This is a genomic window from Buttiauxella sp. (assembly GCF_049686335.1).
Classification (GTDB): domain Bacteria; phylum Pseudomonadota; class Gammaproteobacteria; order Enterobacterales; family Enterobacteriaceae; genus Buttiauxella.
Genome location: NZ_JBAVHX010000034.1, coordinates 161,524 through 175,404 on the forward strand (window position 1 = coordinate 161,524; position 13,881 = coordinate 175,404).

14 protein-coding genes and 1 pseudogene are annotated in these 13,881 nt (G+C 51.6%); 7 read left to right on the top strand and 8 right to left on the bottom strand.

Translation table 11 applies throughout. From position 1 onward, the window contains the following. The first annotated feature begins 125 nt into the window (after nt 1-125). Nucleotides 126-710 (top strand): HD domain-containing protein, encoded by a 585-nt coding sequence (locus tag WBL83_RS20610; RefSeq protein WP_424590874.1) that lies wholly within the window; start codon nt 126-128, stop codon nt 708-710. Here WBL83_RS20610 and WBL83_RS20615 read toward each other — a convergent pair. Together WBL83_RS20615 and WBL83_RS20620 are read right to left on the bottom strand one after the other, a co-directional pair. Further along, entirely contained in the window at nt 701-1,903 is a 1,203-nt protein-coding gene (locus WBL83_RS20615) for an L-lactate MFS transporter (RefSeq protein WP_424590875.1), read from the bottom strand. The genes WBL83_RS20610 and WBL83_RS20615 overlap by 10 nt on opposite strands. Nucleotides 1,904-2,141: 238 nt before the next feature. Further along, nucleotides 2,142-2,855: an autotransporter domain-containing protein gene (locus WBL83_RS20620; protein ID WP_424590876.1), complete on the bottom strand. Its 714-nt coding sequence runs from the start codon at nt 2,853-2,855 to the stop codon at nt 2,142-2,144. A 193-nt stretch (nt 2,856-3,048) separates the two neighbouring features. On the opposite strand from WBL83_RS20620, the gene tag reads away from it, so the two are divergent. Together tag and WBL83_RS20630 are read left to right on the top strand one after the other, a co-directional pair. Then, nucleotides 3,049-3,612 (top strand): DNA-3-methyladenine glycosylase I, encoded by a 564-nt coding sequence (tag, locus tag WBL83_RS20625; RefSeq protein WP_424590877.1) that lies wholly within the window; start codon nt 3,049-3,051, stop codon nt 3,610-3,612. Continuing rightward, the gene (locus WBL83_RS20630; RefSeq protein WP_424590878.1) at nt 3,609-4,049 is read left to right on the top strand and encodes an N-acetyltransferase; all 441 of its coding nucleotides are present in this window, start codon (nt 3,609-3,611) and stop codon (nt 4,047-4,049) included. The genes tag and WBL83_RS20630 overlap by 4 nt, the downstream gene beginning before the upstream one ends. On the opposite strand, the gene WBL83_RS20635 is transcribed toward WBL83_RS20630, so the two are convergent. After that, nucleotides 4,018-6,348 (bottom strand): molybdopterin guanine dinucleotide-containing S/N-oxide reductase, encoded by a 2,331-nt coding sequence (locus WBL83_RS20635; RefSeq protein ID WP_424590879.1) that lies wholly within the window; start codon nt 6,346-6,348, stop codon nt 4,018-4,020. The two genes, WBL83_RS20630 and WBL83_RS20635, sit on opposite strands and share 32 nt — an antisense overlap. A 166-nt stretch (nt 6,349-6,514) precedes the next feature. On the opposite strand from WBL83_RS20635, the gene WBL83_RS20640 reads away from it, so the two are divergent. After that, a complete protein-coding gene (locus WBL83_RS20640; protein ID WP_424590880.1) occupies nt 6,515-7,177 on the top strand; it encodes an OmpA family lipoprotein in 663 nt (220 codons plus the stop codon). Between the two features lie 74 nt (nt 7,178-7,251). Here WBL83_RS20640 and WBL83_RS20645 read toward each other — a convergent pair whose 3' ends face one another. Further along, a complete protein-coding gene (locus WBL83_RS20645) occupies nt 7,252-7,869 on the bottom strand; it encodes a hypothetical protein (protein WP_424590881.1) in 618 nt (205 codons plus the stop codon). Nucleotides 7,870-7,962: 93 nt separating this feature from the next. On the opposite strand from WBL83_RS20645, the gene WBL83_RS20650 reads away from it, so the two are divergent. The 3 genes from WBL83_RS20650 (at nt 7,963) to emrD (ending at nt 10,311) form a co-directional block, all read left to right on the top strand. Continuing rightward, entirely contained in the window at nt 7,963-8,364 is a 402-nt protein-coding gene (locus WBL83_RS20650; RefSeq protein ID WP_424590882.1) for a hypothetical protein, read from the top strand. 424 nt (nt 8,365-8,788) lie between these two features. Then, a complete protein-coding gene (locus WBL83_RS20655; RefSeq protein WP_134185952.1) occupies nt 8,789-8,878 on the top strand; it encodes a type I toxin-antitoxin system toxin TisB in 90 nt (29 codons plus the stop codon). A gap of 248 nt (nt 8,879-9,126) precedes the next feature. Then, on the top strand, nt 9,127-10,311 hold the full coding sequence (gene emrD, locus WBL83_RS20660; protein ID WP_424590883.1) for a multidrug efflux MFS transporter EmrD: 1,185 nt from the start codon (nt 9,127-9,129) through the stop codon (nt 10,309-10,311). A 178-nt stretch (nt 10,312-10,489) separates the two neighbouring features. Here the strand turns inward: emrD and WBL83_RS20665 are convergent, their stop codons facing one another. From WBL83_RS20665 to dsdC, 4 genes and pseudogenes are all read right to left on the bottom strand, one after another. Then, nucleotides 10,490-11,212, bottom strand: coding sequence for an amino acid ABC transporter ATP-binding protein (locus WBL83_RS20665; RefSeq protein WP_424590906.1), 723 nt, complete (start codon nt 11,210-11,212; stop codon nt 10,490-10,492). Beyond that, complete coding sequence (locus tag WBL83_RS20670) at nt 11,199-11,963, bottom strand: amino acid ABC transporter permease (RefSeq protein WP_424590884.1); 765 nt, start codon at nt 11,961-11,963, stop codon at nt 11,199-11,201. Before WBL83_RS20670 ends, WBL83_RS20665 begins: the two co-directional genes overlap by 14 nt. Nucleotides 11,964-12,020: 57 nt before the next feature. Then, nucleotides 12,021-12,822: pseudogene (locus tag WBL83_RS20675) on the bottom strand (basic amino acid ABC transporter substrate-binding protein). Between the two features lie 86 nt (nt 12,823-12,908). Continuing rightward, nucleotides 12,909-13,832: a DNA-binding transcriptional regulator DsdC gene (dsdC, locus tag WBL83_RS20680; RefSeq protein WP_424590885.1), complete on the bottom strand. Its 924-nt coding sequence runs from the start codon at nt 13,830-13,832 to the stop codon at nt 12,909-12,911. Nucleotides 13,833-13,881: the final 49 nt, after the last annotated feature.

Genomic DNA, 13,881 nt, shown 5'->3' on the forward strand with positions numbered 1-13,881 from the left:
TGATCCGATATGTTGTTTACATATCTTAAGCCTGATTGACCTTATTAAAAGGCATAACAATAAATAGACGCCACAACTTTGTTGTGGGACAGAAGAGCCATTAAGGGTGATGCGAAGGGGAAATCATGTTGTCATTGGAAGAACGCGCACGCCGGTATGCCGCTAAGGCACATGCAGCATGCGATCAGCGCCGCAAATATACACTTGAGCCCTATATTGTTCATCCCGCTGCGGTGGTGGAGCTGGTCAGAAGCGTATCGCCGGTTGAGGAGATGCTTGCGGCTGCCTGGCTTCACGACACGGTAGAAGACACCGGCAGCACGATTATCGATATTCAGGAACACTTCGGGCCAGACGTCGCGTCGCTTGTCGCCATGGTGACGAACCCCGAACAGATCCCCGGCACCAACCGCATGGCGCGTAAACGCGCCCATTTCCTGCATACCGCCAATGCCAGTTGCGAAGCACAAACCATCAAACTTGCCGACATCATTGATAACACGCGTGAAATTTTACGTTATGACCCGCATTTTGCCCGCGTCTATCTGATTGAAAAACGTATTCAATTGGCAGGTTTGCAACGGGGGAATGAGACGTTAAGGATTCAGGCGGAAGGTATTATCGAACAGGGGATTTCACAATTAATGATGCCGCCGTATAACGTCCCGGCGGCATGGTTTGCGGCATTAATGGCTCGCTATCAAGCGTGAGCTTCTTGCAGAACTTCTCGTGCTGGCTGGCGGATGGTTGTGGAAATCGCCAGGGACAAAATTAGCAGTGCGAAGATTACGCAGAAGGTGACGTAGAAACCACCGAACACTGAGGCGATAATCGAACCACAGATGCTGCCGATACCGAAGCCCAGGTAAATCACACCGTAGTTTTTAGTCAGGTTATTCAGACCAAAGAACTCACTCACCAGGGATGGGTAAACGGTGATGGTGCCGCCGAAGTTAAAGGCCACACAAGCGATCGCTGCAAAGAAAGTCGCTTCGTTCAGTGGGGCGAACAGCAGTGCCGCCATACCGACTAAAGAGATGACCTGGCCGATAGTGATAACGCGGATGCGGGCAATTTTATCGGACAGAATGCCGAGCACTAAACGACCGCTCAAGTTAGCGATGGCGATAACCGTTACCGCGTTAGCCGCAGATTCAGCCGTCAAATGCACCATGCCTTGCGCGATATCTTTTGCTACACCAATCACATACAAACCACTCATGCAGGCGGTCAGGAACATAATCGCCAGCATCCAGTACTGTGGCTGACGCATAGACTCTGCCAGGGTGTAATCTTTTTCAGCCACGCCGCTCGCTGTTTTCACTTCCTGCAGTGGCGCATCTTTCATCAGCATTGAGCCGAACAGAATCATCACCATCGCCAGTCCGCCCCAAATCATAAAGGTGCTTTCCAGACCGACTGTCGCCAGCAAATGCGTGTCGATGTATTTGAAACCTAAGCTACCGAGGCCATATGAACCGATGGCAAGTGCGGAAATCAGACCTTTACGCTCCGGGAACCACTTCACGCAATTGGAGAGCGTTATCAGGTAACCTGCGCCATCAGCCAGACCCACCAGCACACCGGCGCTCAGCCACAACATCAGCAGATTATCGGAGTGAGCGGTCAGGAAGAAGCCGACACCCAACAGCACGCCCGCCGCCATCGTCACGTTACGTACACCAAAACGTTCCTGCAGTTTACCCGCCACTGAGGAGGAAATCGCAAGGCCGAGGCTTAACAGACCAAAGGAGAAAGCGACCTGGCTGATTGGCTCACCCAGTTTTTGCGACAGCGCGCTATTAAACAGACTCCAGGTATAAACGGAACCCAGTGCGAACTGAGTAATGATGGTGCCGATCAGAGTTAACCAGCGAGTACGGTTGTAGTTGGCATTATTCATGGCAGATGTCCGCAAAATTTAAGAGAAATCTTCTGCCGATAAGAGTAACGAAGTGCATTTTATTCCAGGAGAAAAAGGCATGAGATGCACTCAGGCCGGAATGAAATGCCACTGAGAGGGAATGAATGACCTGGACGTTCAATTAAAAACTTGAACAGTTAGTGGTTACTATCAATATACAGCGCGTAAACACTGATAATTAAATGTTAAATATCCCAACTCAAGGTTAAATGAATGATCAGAAGCGCGCACTCACTCCAAGATTATAAATATAGGCCTCGCCCGTGGTTAAACCTTCGGCTTGCGACATAGATGCAAACGCCGCCATATTTTTACCGATTGGCATATCCGCACCAACGGTCACATCCATCCAGTTGCTATCCTGACCCGACGCAGCATTCGCTTTCTGCCCTGACTGGGCTTTCCACAAGTTTTCACCATACTGATGGTTGTAGCTCACCTGTGCCCACGGGCGCAGATAACCGAGGGACGAATCCAGCCGCCAGCCCACGCTAGAAACGCTGGCATGCCAAAGCTGGTCGTTAAATCCTGAACCCACTGCCGAATCACCGTATTCGTTATACATACTGGTCGATGAACCATCCCAGCGGTACTTTGCGGTTGGGCCGGTGGTGATATTTCCGGGCAAATTGATATTCCAGCCGATACCCAAAAGGGAGTTATCAGACGAAACACTATCGTTACCAGAAACGAGCGACAGCCCCTCCTGGTTTTGGGAGGTAAAAGAAGAATTGATCCGTTCTGCAAGAATATCGTTATAACTTGGTTGGTGAGTACTGTCCCAGGTATAACGATCCTGCGCTTCGCCCGGTGCATCCTCAACAACATATTCTTGTTGCCAGGCAAATACATTCGTAGCATAGGATAGACAACACAAAGCCAGCACCGTGGTGAAAGTGACACGGCGACCACTGCGTATATTTATTATCATTGAAGCGACTCCAGAAAAGAGCCAAATCCGGCGATGTTTTTTAGTGTTTTTGGCGGGCTTGCGGATAGTCCCTTAATTGATCTGCGTTGCATTGAGGCAACTTGAAGCAAGACGGGGATAGCCCTGAATTAACTATTGACTCTTTATCTGACACGTCAAGTTGGCACGAGAAATTTCATCAAAGGAGTAACGTATGTTGCGTTGTGGATGGGTATCCCAGGATCCGCTTTACATGGAGTATCACGATAAAGAATGGGGCGTGCCGATGACCGATGGGCAGCATCTTTTCGAGATGATTTGCCTTGAAGGACAGCAGGCTGGTTTGTCATGGATTACGGTGCTAAAAAAACGCGAAAACTATCGGCGTTGCTTTAAAAATTTCGACCCGCAAGCGGTGGCATTAATGCAGCCAGAAGATGTCGACCTGCTGGTTCAGGACGCAGGCATCATCCGCCATCGCGGAAAAATAGAAGCCATTATTAATAACGCGAAAGCGTACCTGGCGATGGAAGCCAATGGCGAAAAATTCCCTGAGTTTGTCTGGTCGTTTGTCGACCATAAAGCGCAAGTGACGAAAGCCGCCACGCTTGCGGAAATCCCGACAACGACACCCGCTTCAGATGCCCTTTCCAAAGCCCTGAAAAAACGCGGCTTCAAATTTGTTGGCTCCACGATTTGCTACTCATTTATGCAGGCTTGTGGTCTGGTTAACGACCACGTAACGAGCTGTTTCTGCCACCCTGATAACCTGAAATGATTCGCCCTCTACAGCCGGATGAAATGAATGAGCTGATCGAGATCTGGCTTGCCAGCACCATTCATGCGCATCCGTTTATTAGCGAACGTTACTGGCATGAAAGTGAGTCGATTGTGCGGAATGTTTATATTCCGCAGTCGGCGACCTGGGTTTATGTTGAAGATGGCAAAATAGTGGGATTCATCAGCGTGCTGGATTCCCTGTTTATCGGCGCGCTGTTTGTCAGTGAAGCGTTCACCGGCAAAGGGATTGGGCATGCGTTGATGGCACACGTCAAATCGCAATTTTCAGCGCTGAGCCTTGAGGTTTACCAGAAGAATCATCGGGCAGTGCATTTTTATCATCACCAGGGCTTTCGCATCGAAGAAAGTGCCTGGCAGAATGAAACGCACCACCCGACGTGGATTATGAGCTGGCAGGCGGAAGAAACGCGGTAACGTCTGGCGCTGGGCCGGGATATTTTTCGGCCCATACCAGCGACGAATTGGCCGCACAGCCATTCGCCAGCCGCGACGTCGGTATATCCAGCGTCAGCACATTTACCGCACCGTTTTTACATAGCTTGTCGTCATTCAGATCGGGCCATGCGCCCTGATGAATGCAAACCACACCCGGTTTGATACCATCTGTCACTAAAGCGCCAACCAGCACCTGCCCACGTCCGTTCCAGACGCGCACCAAATCACCATCGGCGATGCCCCGTTCTGCGGCATCTTTAGGGTGCAAAGTTAACGGTTCGCGCCCGGCAATAGCGTATTTCTCGCGTAATGACGAATAGTTAAGTTGGCTGTGCAAACGGTGCGCAGGATGCGACGAAAGCAGTTGCAGTTGACCAGGCTTAGCATTGCCCTGCCATTCATTCGGAGCAAGCCAGGTCGGGTGCGCCGGGCAGTCAGCATAAGCAAAACTGGCGATGCGCTCTGAATAGATCTCGATTTTGCCACTCGGGGTTTTTAACGGATAAGCCTGCGGATCCTCGCGGAAATCAGCGAAACGGATGAACGCGGCATTCTTTTCACTTTCTGGCATTTCTATCAGCTGGTTAGCTTCCCAGAATTGCTGGAAATCTGGCAATTCCACCTGCTGAGCGGCGCCACGCTTACGGGCGATTTCGTAAAACTCTTCCAACCATTGCAGCTCAGTTTTGCCTTCCGTGAAGCGAGTTTCTCCGCCTTCTTCCCACAATGCGCTGAGTCCGGCAAAAACGTCGAAATCATTACGTGCCTCATGGCGCGGCGCGACCACCTGCTTCATCGGCACCAGATGTTGGTTACTGTAATCACCCGTCATCGTCATATCATTGCGTTCAAAGGATGTGGTGATCGGCAGCACAATATCCGCGTGTTTTGCCGCTGCGGTCCAGAAGCATTCGGAAATAACCACCAATTCCGGCTTCTGCCAGGCTTTGATCAGGCGGTTAGTATCCTGATGATGGGTGAAATTGGCACCGCCCGCCCACCACAACATGCGGATATCCGGGAAGGTTTTTTGCAGCCCATTATGCTGATACTCGCCACCCGGGTTTTCCAGCGCTTCAACAATGCGGGCCACCGGGATTTTTTCCACGGCATCAATACCGTTTTCCACCGAGCCTTGCAGAGAGCCCAACACCGCTGCGCGACGCGTCGGATTGCCGCCGTTAGCAAAGTGATAAGAGAGCCCAAAGCCGCCGCCTGGCGTGCCAATCTGCCCAAGCATGGCCGCAAGCGTTACCAGCATCCAGTGTTTTTGCTCGCCGTACTGCTGGCGCTGCATCCCCCAGCCAGACATCAGGATGGTACGTTTTTCACTGAATAATCGCGCCAGATCTTCGATAGTTTGTGCCGGAACGCCGCAAATCTCTGCCGCCCATTGCGCGGTTTTTGGCTTGCCGTCAGTTTCACCCAAAAGATAAGCGGCAAACTTGTCGTAACCGTGAGTGCAGCGCGCGAGGAACTGCGCATCGTGCCAGCCATTTTTTGCCAGCGTATGGGCGATGCCCAGCATCAGCGCCACATCGGTGCCCATGTTCGGCGCAATCCACTGCGCTTTTTCACCGAGGAAATCCACGGTCTCTGATCGCATCGGATCAATGGCGATCACCGTTTTGCCACTGGCTCGCAGTTGCTCAAAGTACTTCACGCCCTGCTCATCGCTGGCGTTCCATGCAATTTTCAGCGTGTTCAGTGGGTTAGCACTCCACAACACCACAACTTCGCTATGCTCAAGTACCAAAGGCCAGCTCGTTTGCTGCTGGTAAACTTCATTGGAGCCCACGACATACGGCATGATGACCTGTGCCGCACCGGTAGAATAATCGCCAAGATGCCCGGTATATCCGCCCGCCAGGCTCATATAGCGTTGTAATAATGTCGCCGCTTTATGCAGCACACCATTGGAGCGCCAGCCGTAGGAGCCAGCAAAAATAGAGGCTGGGCCATAAGTCTGTCGAATACGTTGATGCTGCTGGTGAATCAGCTGCAACGCTTCATCCCAACTAATCCGCACATATTCGTCCTCACCTCGCACACCTTGTGGCGCATCGGGTGATGCCAGAAATCCTTTTCGAGCCATCGGAAATTGCACGCGAGCCTTGCTGTGAACCTGGTCCGGAACGGCACTTTGCAATGAATTTTCATGCCGGGTTTCAAGCGCGCCAGTTGAACTGATAACGTTGACTCCGTCTGTTTCGACGAGCATCGGCCCCCAGTGAGCGGCCGTGAGGATTTTTTTATTTGATGAGGATGTGCTTGCCAATTCGGGCTCCCCTGTTTGCAGGTAGTGGGCAGGTGGCGGTCTATTGACCACTCAATATTTTATTTACAAATTCAGACGACTCTATAGAAACTTCTACACATTCACGCGGCATAATCAACCGCCGCTGAGCATGCGGTTGCTTTATTTAATTCACCAAGGAAATAAGATGAAAAAACGCGTCATGATGATTGCCGCTATTGTTTGCGGCACGTTAGCAGTTTCTGGCTGTACTACCAACCCTTACACCGGCGAACGTGAAGCAGGTAAATCGGGCATTGGCGCAGGCATTGGCTCACTGGTAGGTGCTGGCGTCGGTGCTCTTTCCTCATCGAAAAAAGATCGCGGCAAAGGTGCATTGATTGGTGCCGCAGCAGGTGCTGCATTAGGCGGTGGCGTCGGTTATTACATGGACGTGCAAGAAGCTAAACTGCGTGAAAAAATGCAGGGAACTGGCGTAAGCGTCACGCGTAATGGTGACAACATCGTGCTTAACATGCCAAACAACGTCACTTTCGACAGCAGCAGCGCAACACTGAAACCTGCGGGTGCGAATACCCTGACCGGCGTGGCGATGGTTCTGAAAGAGTATCCAAAAACTGCGGTTAACGTCGTGGGTTACACCGACAGCACCGGCAGCAAAGACCTGAACATGAAGCTTTCCCAACAGCGTGCCGACGGTGTGGGTAGCGCTCTGATCACCCAGGGTGTTGCGGCAGACCGCGTGCGCACCACAGGTATGGGGCCTGCGAATCCCATTGCCAGCAACAGCACAACTGAAGGCAAGGCGCAGAACCGCCGCGTAGAAATTACGCTGAGCCCGTTGTCCTAACCGCTGGATTTAACGCTCTCGCGCCCCGGTCATTTCCCGGGGCGATGAAGTTTATCCCGACACAAACCCCAGATTCACATCGGCGGCGTCAGCCCGTCTTTGCCTGCAGAAATTCCGCGCACCACCCACTGGCCTTTATCGTCTTTCGCCCCATGCAGTACCACTTTGGTGCCGGGTTGCAGCAGGTTTCGTGAGCCGGGAGCAATCAACACAACGGGGACATCGTCCGGAACGATCACCGTTTTTTGCTGATCTTTCACCTTCACGGTCATGGTGCGGCCATGGCTATTCACCAGTTTGCCAACGGTACCATTCGTCATGGTGTTCACGTTGCCGTCCGCAGATTCAAAAGGATTAAATCCTTCGCCTGAGCCCCGTAAGCTTGGGTCGAACACATGCACTTCCAGTGCTTTGAGTGAGCCGTCTGCCTGCTGTACAGCTGCTGTGCCAATAAAGCTATCAGGCTTGATGTCGCTGATTTTTGCCTCGCTGACGCTATTCACTTTGGTGTTGTTTGTTAATGCGACCTCGAGCTTTTCACCCTGGCGGGTGGTGATGGTGACGGCATTACCCTTCACCGAATCAATTGTTCCTCGAACAGGCCTGATAACATTATCAGGCTGAGCTGCCATTACTCCCGTACTCAGCAATAGAGCGCTAAGCAAAAAAGCGGAAAAACGATGTTTTATCATGACCCTCTCCAGTATTCAGCGAATGAATAATTAGCCAGCTTATTAAGGGTAATCCGCAAATCAAAACAGGAGAGGAAACTACAGTGAAAGAGTGTGTTTAAAGATTTCGTCGAATCGTGGTGTGACTGGCAGTCGGGGCTAAACTATCGTGATACGCTGCGTGAATTCGTTATCCATCATGCTGGTTCAGGAAAAATTATGGCCTACAAATATGTTCTGTTATTGCTTATCCCGTTGGCCATTGTTGGCTGCCAATCGACGGATTCCTCAGGCTATGACGGTCATAAAACCCTTAGCCCGACAGAAACCAACGAGGCCTTAATCATGCGTTCGAAGTATCCGGATCAGTACTATGGTCGTGAAAATTTAACGACAGAACAGCGCAGAGAGATAAGCGAGAAAATGCGCGCGGACAGACTGGAAGCTCGAGGACGACAGGATAACAGTACCGATAGCGGCGATGGATTCGGACAAGCCGTTCCGCAAGGATTCTAAAACTCATCCCCAAAAAACAAAAAACCCCGCTGGTGAGGCGAGGTTTTTTGTTTTTGCTGCTAGTGCTTTTACTGCTTCGCACACCAGATCACATCAACCCCCAAAATATACGACGAAAGCCGCTGTGGTGCAAATACTTGCTGCTATTGTGAGCGATGGAAAAAAATGTCGCTTGCGACGCTACGCGCATTTTCATCAAAATACTGTTTATTTATACAGTAAAATGGATATACTGAATGTGTTGAACGTGATGTGCTCTGAGGCCGCAAACCGCCGCGCAATTTAAGTCCTGGCTGAAACGGGTGGTGCCGTCAGTGCCTTAACCTCAGAGGAGCACATCGGATCACCTCAACAAATTCAGCAGGCTACAGGCAGCGGAAAGGCTCGCCGGCTGACAGTGCTCCTGGTAACAGGAGAAAAGCGTATGGGCTTGATGGGACTGGCTATTTTGTTTCTGAAACTCATGGTTGCGTTACTGCAACTGCTTGAAGTCGCCATGAAATACTTCAAGTAATTGATGGCCTTCAAGTCGCACCAAAAGGAGGCGGGAAACCGCCTCCTTTTTATAAATTCCGGTTGCCGTTTCGCTGGCAACAAAAATTGCCGTTCAGGCTATAAAAGCTGCCATTCAATCTTATGGCAAAAAGCGTTACACCATAGGGCTTCATGGTCTTAGTGTGGTAGATTCCTCTCGATTTTTTGACGCAGTCAGTTTTATACACTGACTATTGGCATTTAAATCCCTACAACACACCTGAGAAAATGAAAAAGTTAGCCAACATTCACCTGCTGATGATGTTAATTCTGCTGGTTGCCGTCGGGCAGATGACGCAAACCATTTATATCCCGTCTATTCCCGATATGGCTCACGACTTTGGTGTTCGCAACGGTGCAATCCAACGCGTGATGGCCGCCTATCTGCTGACTTATGGCGTATCGCAGCTCTTCTACGGGCCGATTTCGGACCGCATTGGCCGCCGCCCGGTCATCCTGGCGGGCATGAGCATTTTTATCCTCGCGACAGTGTGGGCGCTCTTTACCACCAATTTAACCGCACTGGTGATTGCCAGCGCATTACAGGGGATGGGGACCGGTGTGGCGGGCGTCATGGCGCGTACCATGCCGCGGGATCTGTACGAAGGGTCATCACTTCGCCAGGCCAATAGCCTGTTAAACATGGGGATCCTGGTCAGCCCACTGATTGCACCGGTGATTGGCGGCATGCTCGACTCCGTGTGGGGCTGGCGCGCCTGCTACGGTTTCCTGTTGGTGTTATGCATTATTGTCGCGATCTGCATGTTGCGCTGGTTGCCAGAAACGCGACCTGTTCAGGCCAAACCGCAACGCCTGGTCGCGAGCTATAAAACGTTGCTGGGAAGCGGCTCGTTTAATTGCTACTTACTGATGCTGGTAGGTGGCCTTGCCGGCGTGGCGGTGTTTGAAGCCTGTTCCGGCGTATTGATGGGCGGTGTGCTGGGGCTAAACGGCGTGGTGGTCAGCATCCTGTTTATACTGCCCATTCCCGCGGCGTTTTTTGGTTCGTGGTACGCAGGCCGTCAAAGCACACGTTTTTCATCGCTGATGTGGCAGGCGGTTTTAAGCTGCCTTGTTGCGGGCATCCTGATGTGGATCCCAGGCTGGCTCGGTGTCATGAATATCTGGACCCTGCTGGTGCCTGCTGCGCTGTTCTTTTTCGGTGCCGGAATGCTGTTTCCGCTGGCAACCAGTGGCGCAATGGAGCCCTTCCCCTTCCTTGCAGGGACTGCTGGCGCGTTGGTGGGTGGGCTGCAAAACATTGGTTCTGGGGCGATGGCGTGGTTTTCCGCATTGTTGCCACAAACCGGCCAGTTTAGCCTCGGCATGTTGATGACGGCGATGGGCGTGATGATTTTGTTCTGCTGGCTGCCGCTTGCGCATAAATTCCAGCAGCACGGTGAAGCGGCATAGGGATTTTCACCCTCACCCTGGCCCTCTCCCACAGGGAGAGGGGATAAATCAGTTTTCTCCCTCGCCCCTACGGGAAGAGAGGACAAATCGGTTTTCTCCTTCGCCCCTACAGGGAGAGGGGATAAATCAGTTTTCTCCCTCGCCCCTACGGGGAGAGGGTCGGGGTGAGGGGGGAAACCTAAAGCACTTTACTCAAGAACTCTTTGGTACGCGGGTTGGTCGGATTGCTAAACAGTTGCGACGGCGGCCCCTGTTCCTGAATCACGCCCTGGTCGATAAACACCACGCGGTCGGCGACTTCACGGGCAAAGCCCATTTCGTGGGTAACGATAACCATCGTCATCCCTTCCAGCGCCAGCTGTTTCATCACCGCCAGCACTTCCCCCACCAGTTCAGGGTCCAGCGCCGAAGTCGGTTCATCAAACAGGATTATTGATGGCTCCATCGCCAGCGCACGCGCAATTGCCACTCGCTGCTGTTGCCCACCGGAAAGGCTTGAGGGCCAGGCGTCAATTTTGTCTATCAAACCCACTTTATGCAGCAGTTTTTCCGCACGCGAGACCGCTTCAGCTTTCGACAAACCTTTAAGCGACATCGGCGCCATCGTCAGATTTTCCAGCACTGTCATATGCGGGAACAAATTAAAGCGCTGAAATACCATTCCCACGCCAGAGCGCAAGGTGTTGAGGTTCGTTTTCGCATCGTGCACCGCAAAACCGTTCACCACCACTTCACCGCCATCTGGTTTTTCCAGCGCGTTCAGACAACGCAAGAAGGTACTTTTACCGGAACCGGACGGACCAATGACGCACACCACTTCTTGCGGCGCGATATCACATGAAATGCCACGCAGCACATGGGTTTTGCCAAATTGCTTCTGTAAATCATTAACGTGAATCACTTTTTCCAAGCCTCTTTTCCATGTGCTGCACCATCAGCGAGAGCAGGAATGTTAATACCCAATAAACCAGTGAAATCGTCAGGTAGGGTTCCCAATAAGTCGCGTAAGCGCCAGAAACGGTACGCGCTGCATAAGCCAGATCGGCCAGGCCAATCGCTGAAGCCAGTGAAGAATCTTTCACAATCGCGATAGCGTTATTGCCCAGCGGAGGCAGAATGCGGCGGAACGCCTGCGGCAAAATAACTTTGCGCATCGTTTTTCCCCAGCCCATTCCCAGCGCACGTGAAGCTTCCATCTGGCCTTTGTCTATTGACTGAATACCGGCGCGGAAAATTTCCGAAACGTAAGCTCCCGCGTTAAGCGTTATCGCCACCACGCACGAAAGGAAAGCACCATATTCCGAGCGCAGCTCGCGGGCAAAATCCACTGACATCAGCCCACTGGTAACCAACATCCCGTCGCGCGGATTGATAAACAGCGGCACCAGCGCGAAGTGAACCACCATGATTTGCACAAACAGGGGCGTCCCACGGAATGCACTCACGTAAATGCGCACTGGCCACTGGACGGCGTAGCGCAACACGTGTTTCCACGGGCCATCTTCGGCATGCGCCATGCGACCCAGGCCGAGTAATAAACCCCAGGTGGTGCCCAAAATGACACAGATGATGGTGCACTTGATGGTCATGATCGCGCCTTGCATAAATAGCGGCGCGTATTCTGAGATTATCTCCCAGCGAAATCCGGTCATACCTGTCCTTGTTGGGGCCCAAAAGGCCCCAAGTATAATGCTAACGGATATAGAAAATTATTCAGCGGGGAGAGTGGGAACGTTGCTATCAAACCAGGTGGAATAGATTTTTGCGTAAGTCCCGTCGGCCACGATTTTCTTCAGGCCTGAGTTGATTTTACCCAGCAATTCCTGGTTATCTTTCGCGACGGCAATACCGAAATACTGGCGTTCAAATTTATTGTCTTTGACTGCTTTCAGCGCTTTATCCGGATGAGATTTGATGTAGTACTTCACCACACCAACGTCGCCGACCGCAGCATCAATACCGTCTTCCGCCAGCTCTTGCAGCATCAATACCGTCTTCCGCCAGCTCTTGCAGCATCAGCGGCGTATTATCAAAACGTTTGATGTCAGTGCTGTTTTTACCCAGCGTGTCGGATACCACGGTATCGCCCGCGCTTGAGTTCACCACGCCGACTTTTTTACCTTTGAGCGCATTCACGGAATCAACTGTGGAATCATTCGGTACCACGATGGATTGTTCAGCCGGGAAATAAGGGGCGGAGAAATCAACCATCGCTTTACGTTTATCGGTGATGGTGATGCCGGAAATAATAATGTCGCGATCACCAGAATTCAGAGTGGCGAAAATCCCTTCCCATGGCGTGTTAACCAGTTTGATATCAAAGCCTTCAGCTTTGGCGATGGCTTTGATGATATCGATATCAAAACCTTCAAGTTGCTTCTGGCTGTTTTCAAATTCGAACGGGCGGTAAGTCCCACCAGAGCCGACAACATAAGTCTGCTGTGCCGCATACGCGGAAGTCAAAACCGTGGAAACCAGGCACCCTGCTAAAACAACTGACTTTGCTAACATCCTGAACATGTGACGCTCCCAATAAATTATTTATGCACTTAATTTGCATAAAAATACATAATTTGACGAAGGACGGCAACTAAAAATCATACCTGTGATTGCAGCCACTGAATAAACGCTTCAATTTTCGGCCATTGCCGCCCAGGCAATGTGGTGGCGTAATAATGCTGATGGCACTTCAACGTCATTTCCCCAAACGGGGCCACCAGCTCACCGCGATCAAGGCGTTTTTGCACCAGTCTTTTACGCCCCATCGCCACACCTACCTGGTTCACGGCTGCAATCACCGCTAAATCTGAACGGTCAAAACCGATGCCTGAAGAAGAGGGTAACGTGACCGAAAAATGCTGCGCCCAGCTGTGCCATTCGTCGGTACCGGAATCGTTGCTCCATGCTTGTCGGTCATGCAACAGCGTGCAGTTGCGCAAATGCGCCGGTTTATTTTTTAATTCAAAACGTTGAGCGTATTCCGGGCTGCATACCGGCACGATGGATTCATCCATCAGAAAATGATGTGTTAACTGCGACGAAGGCGCATCGTCAAAATAGAGCGCTAAATCAACGCCTGCGCGTTGTAAGTTCACATTGTCATTGCCGGTGAGAATGGTCAGTGAAATAGACGGATAGCGGCGCGTAAAATCCCCGAGAATCGGCACCAGCCAGCACTGGGCGACGGAAGGACGCGAATAAATAGTCAGCAGACCCGACAGCTCCTGGTTTTTGATATCCAGGATCTCCTGATTAAGCGTATCCAGCGACGATTTCAGCGCCCAGAAAACCCGTTTCCCTTCATGCGTTAATTCAACTTTACGGTGTGAGCGCACAAACAGCTGAATCCCCAACTCCTGCTCAAGCTGATTAATTCGATGGCTGACGGCGCTTGAGCTCAGAGAAAGCTCCTCTGCCGCCAGCGCGAAGGATTGATGCCGCGCCGCGACTTCAAATGTGTAGAGTTTTGATAGCTGCCAGCCATTAAGTAAGCGATTTCTGACTTCGCGAATCGGATCCATGCTGCTCTCCAGCGAGATAAATCATGGCGGCATTGTAAAAGATGAGCCC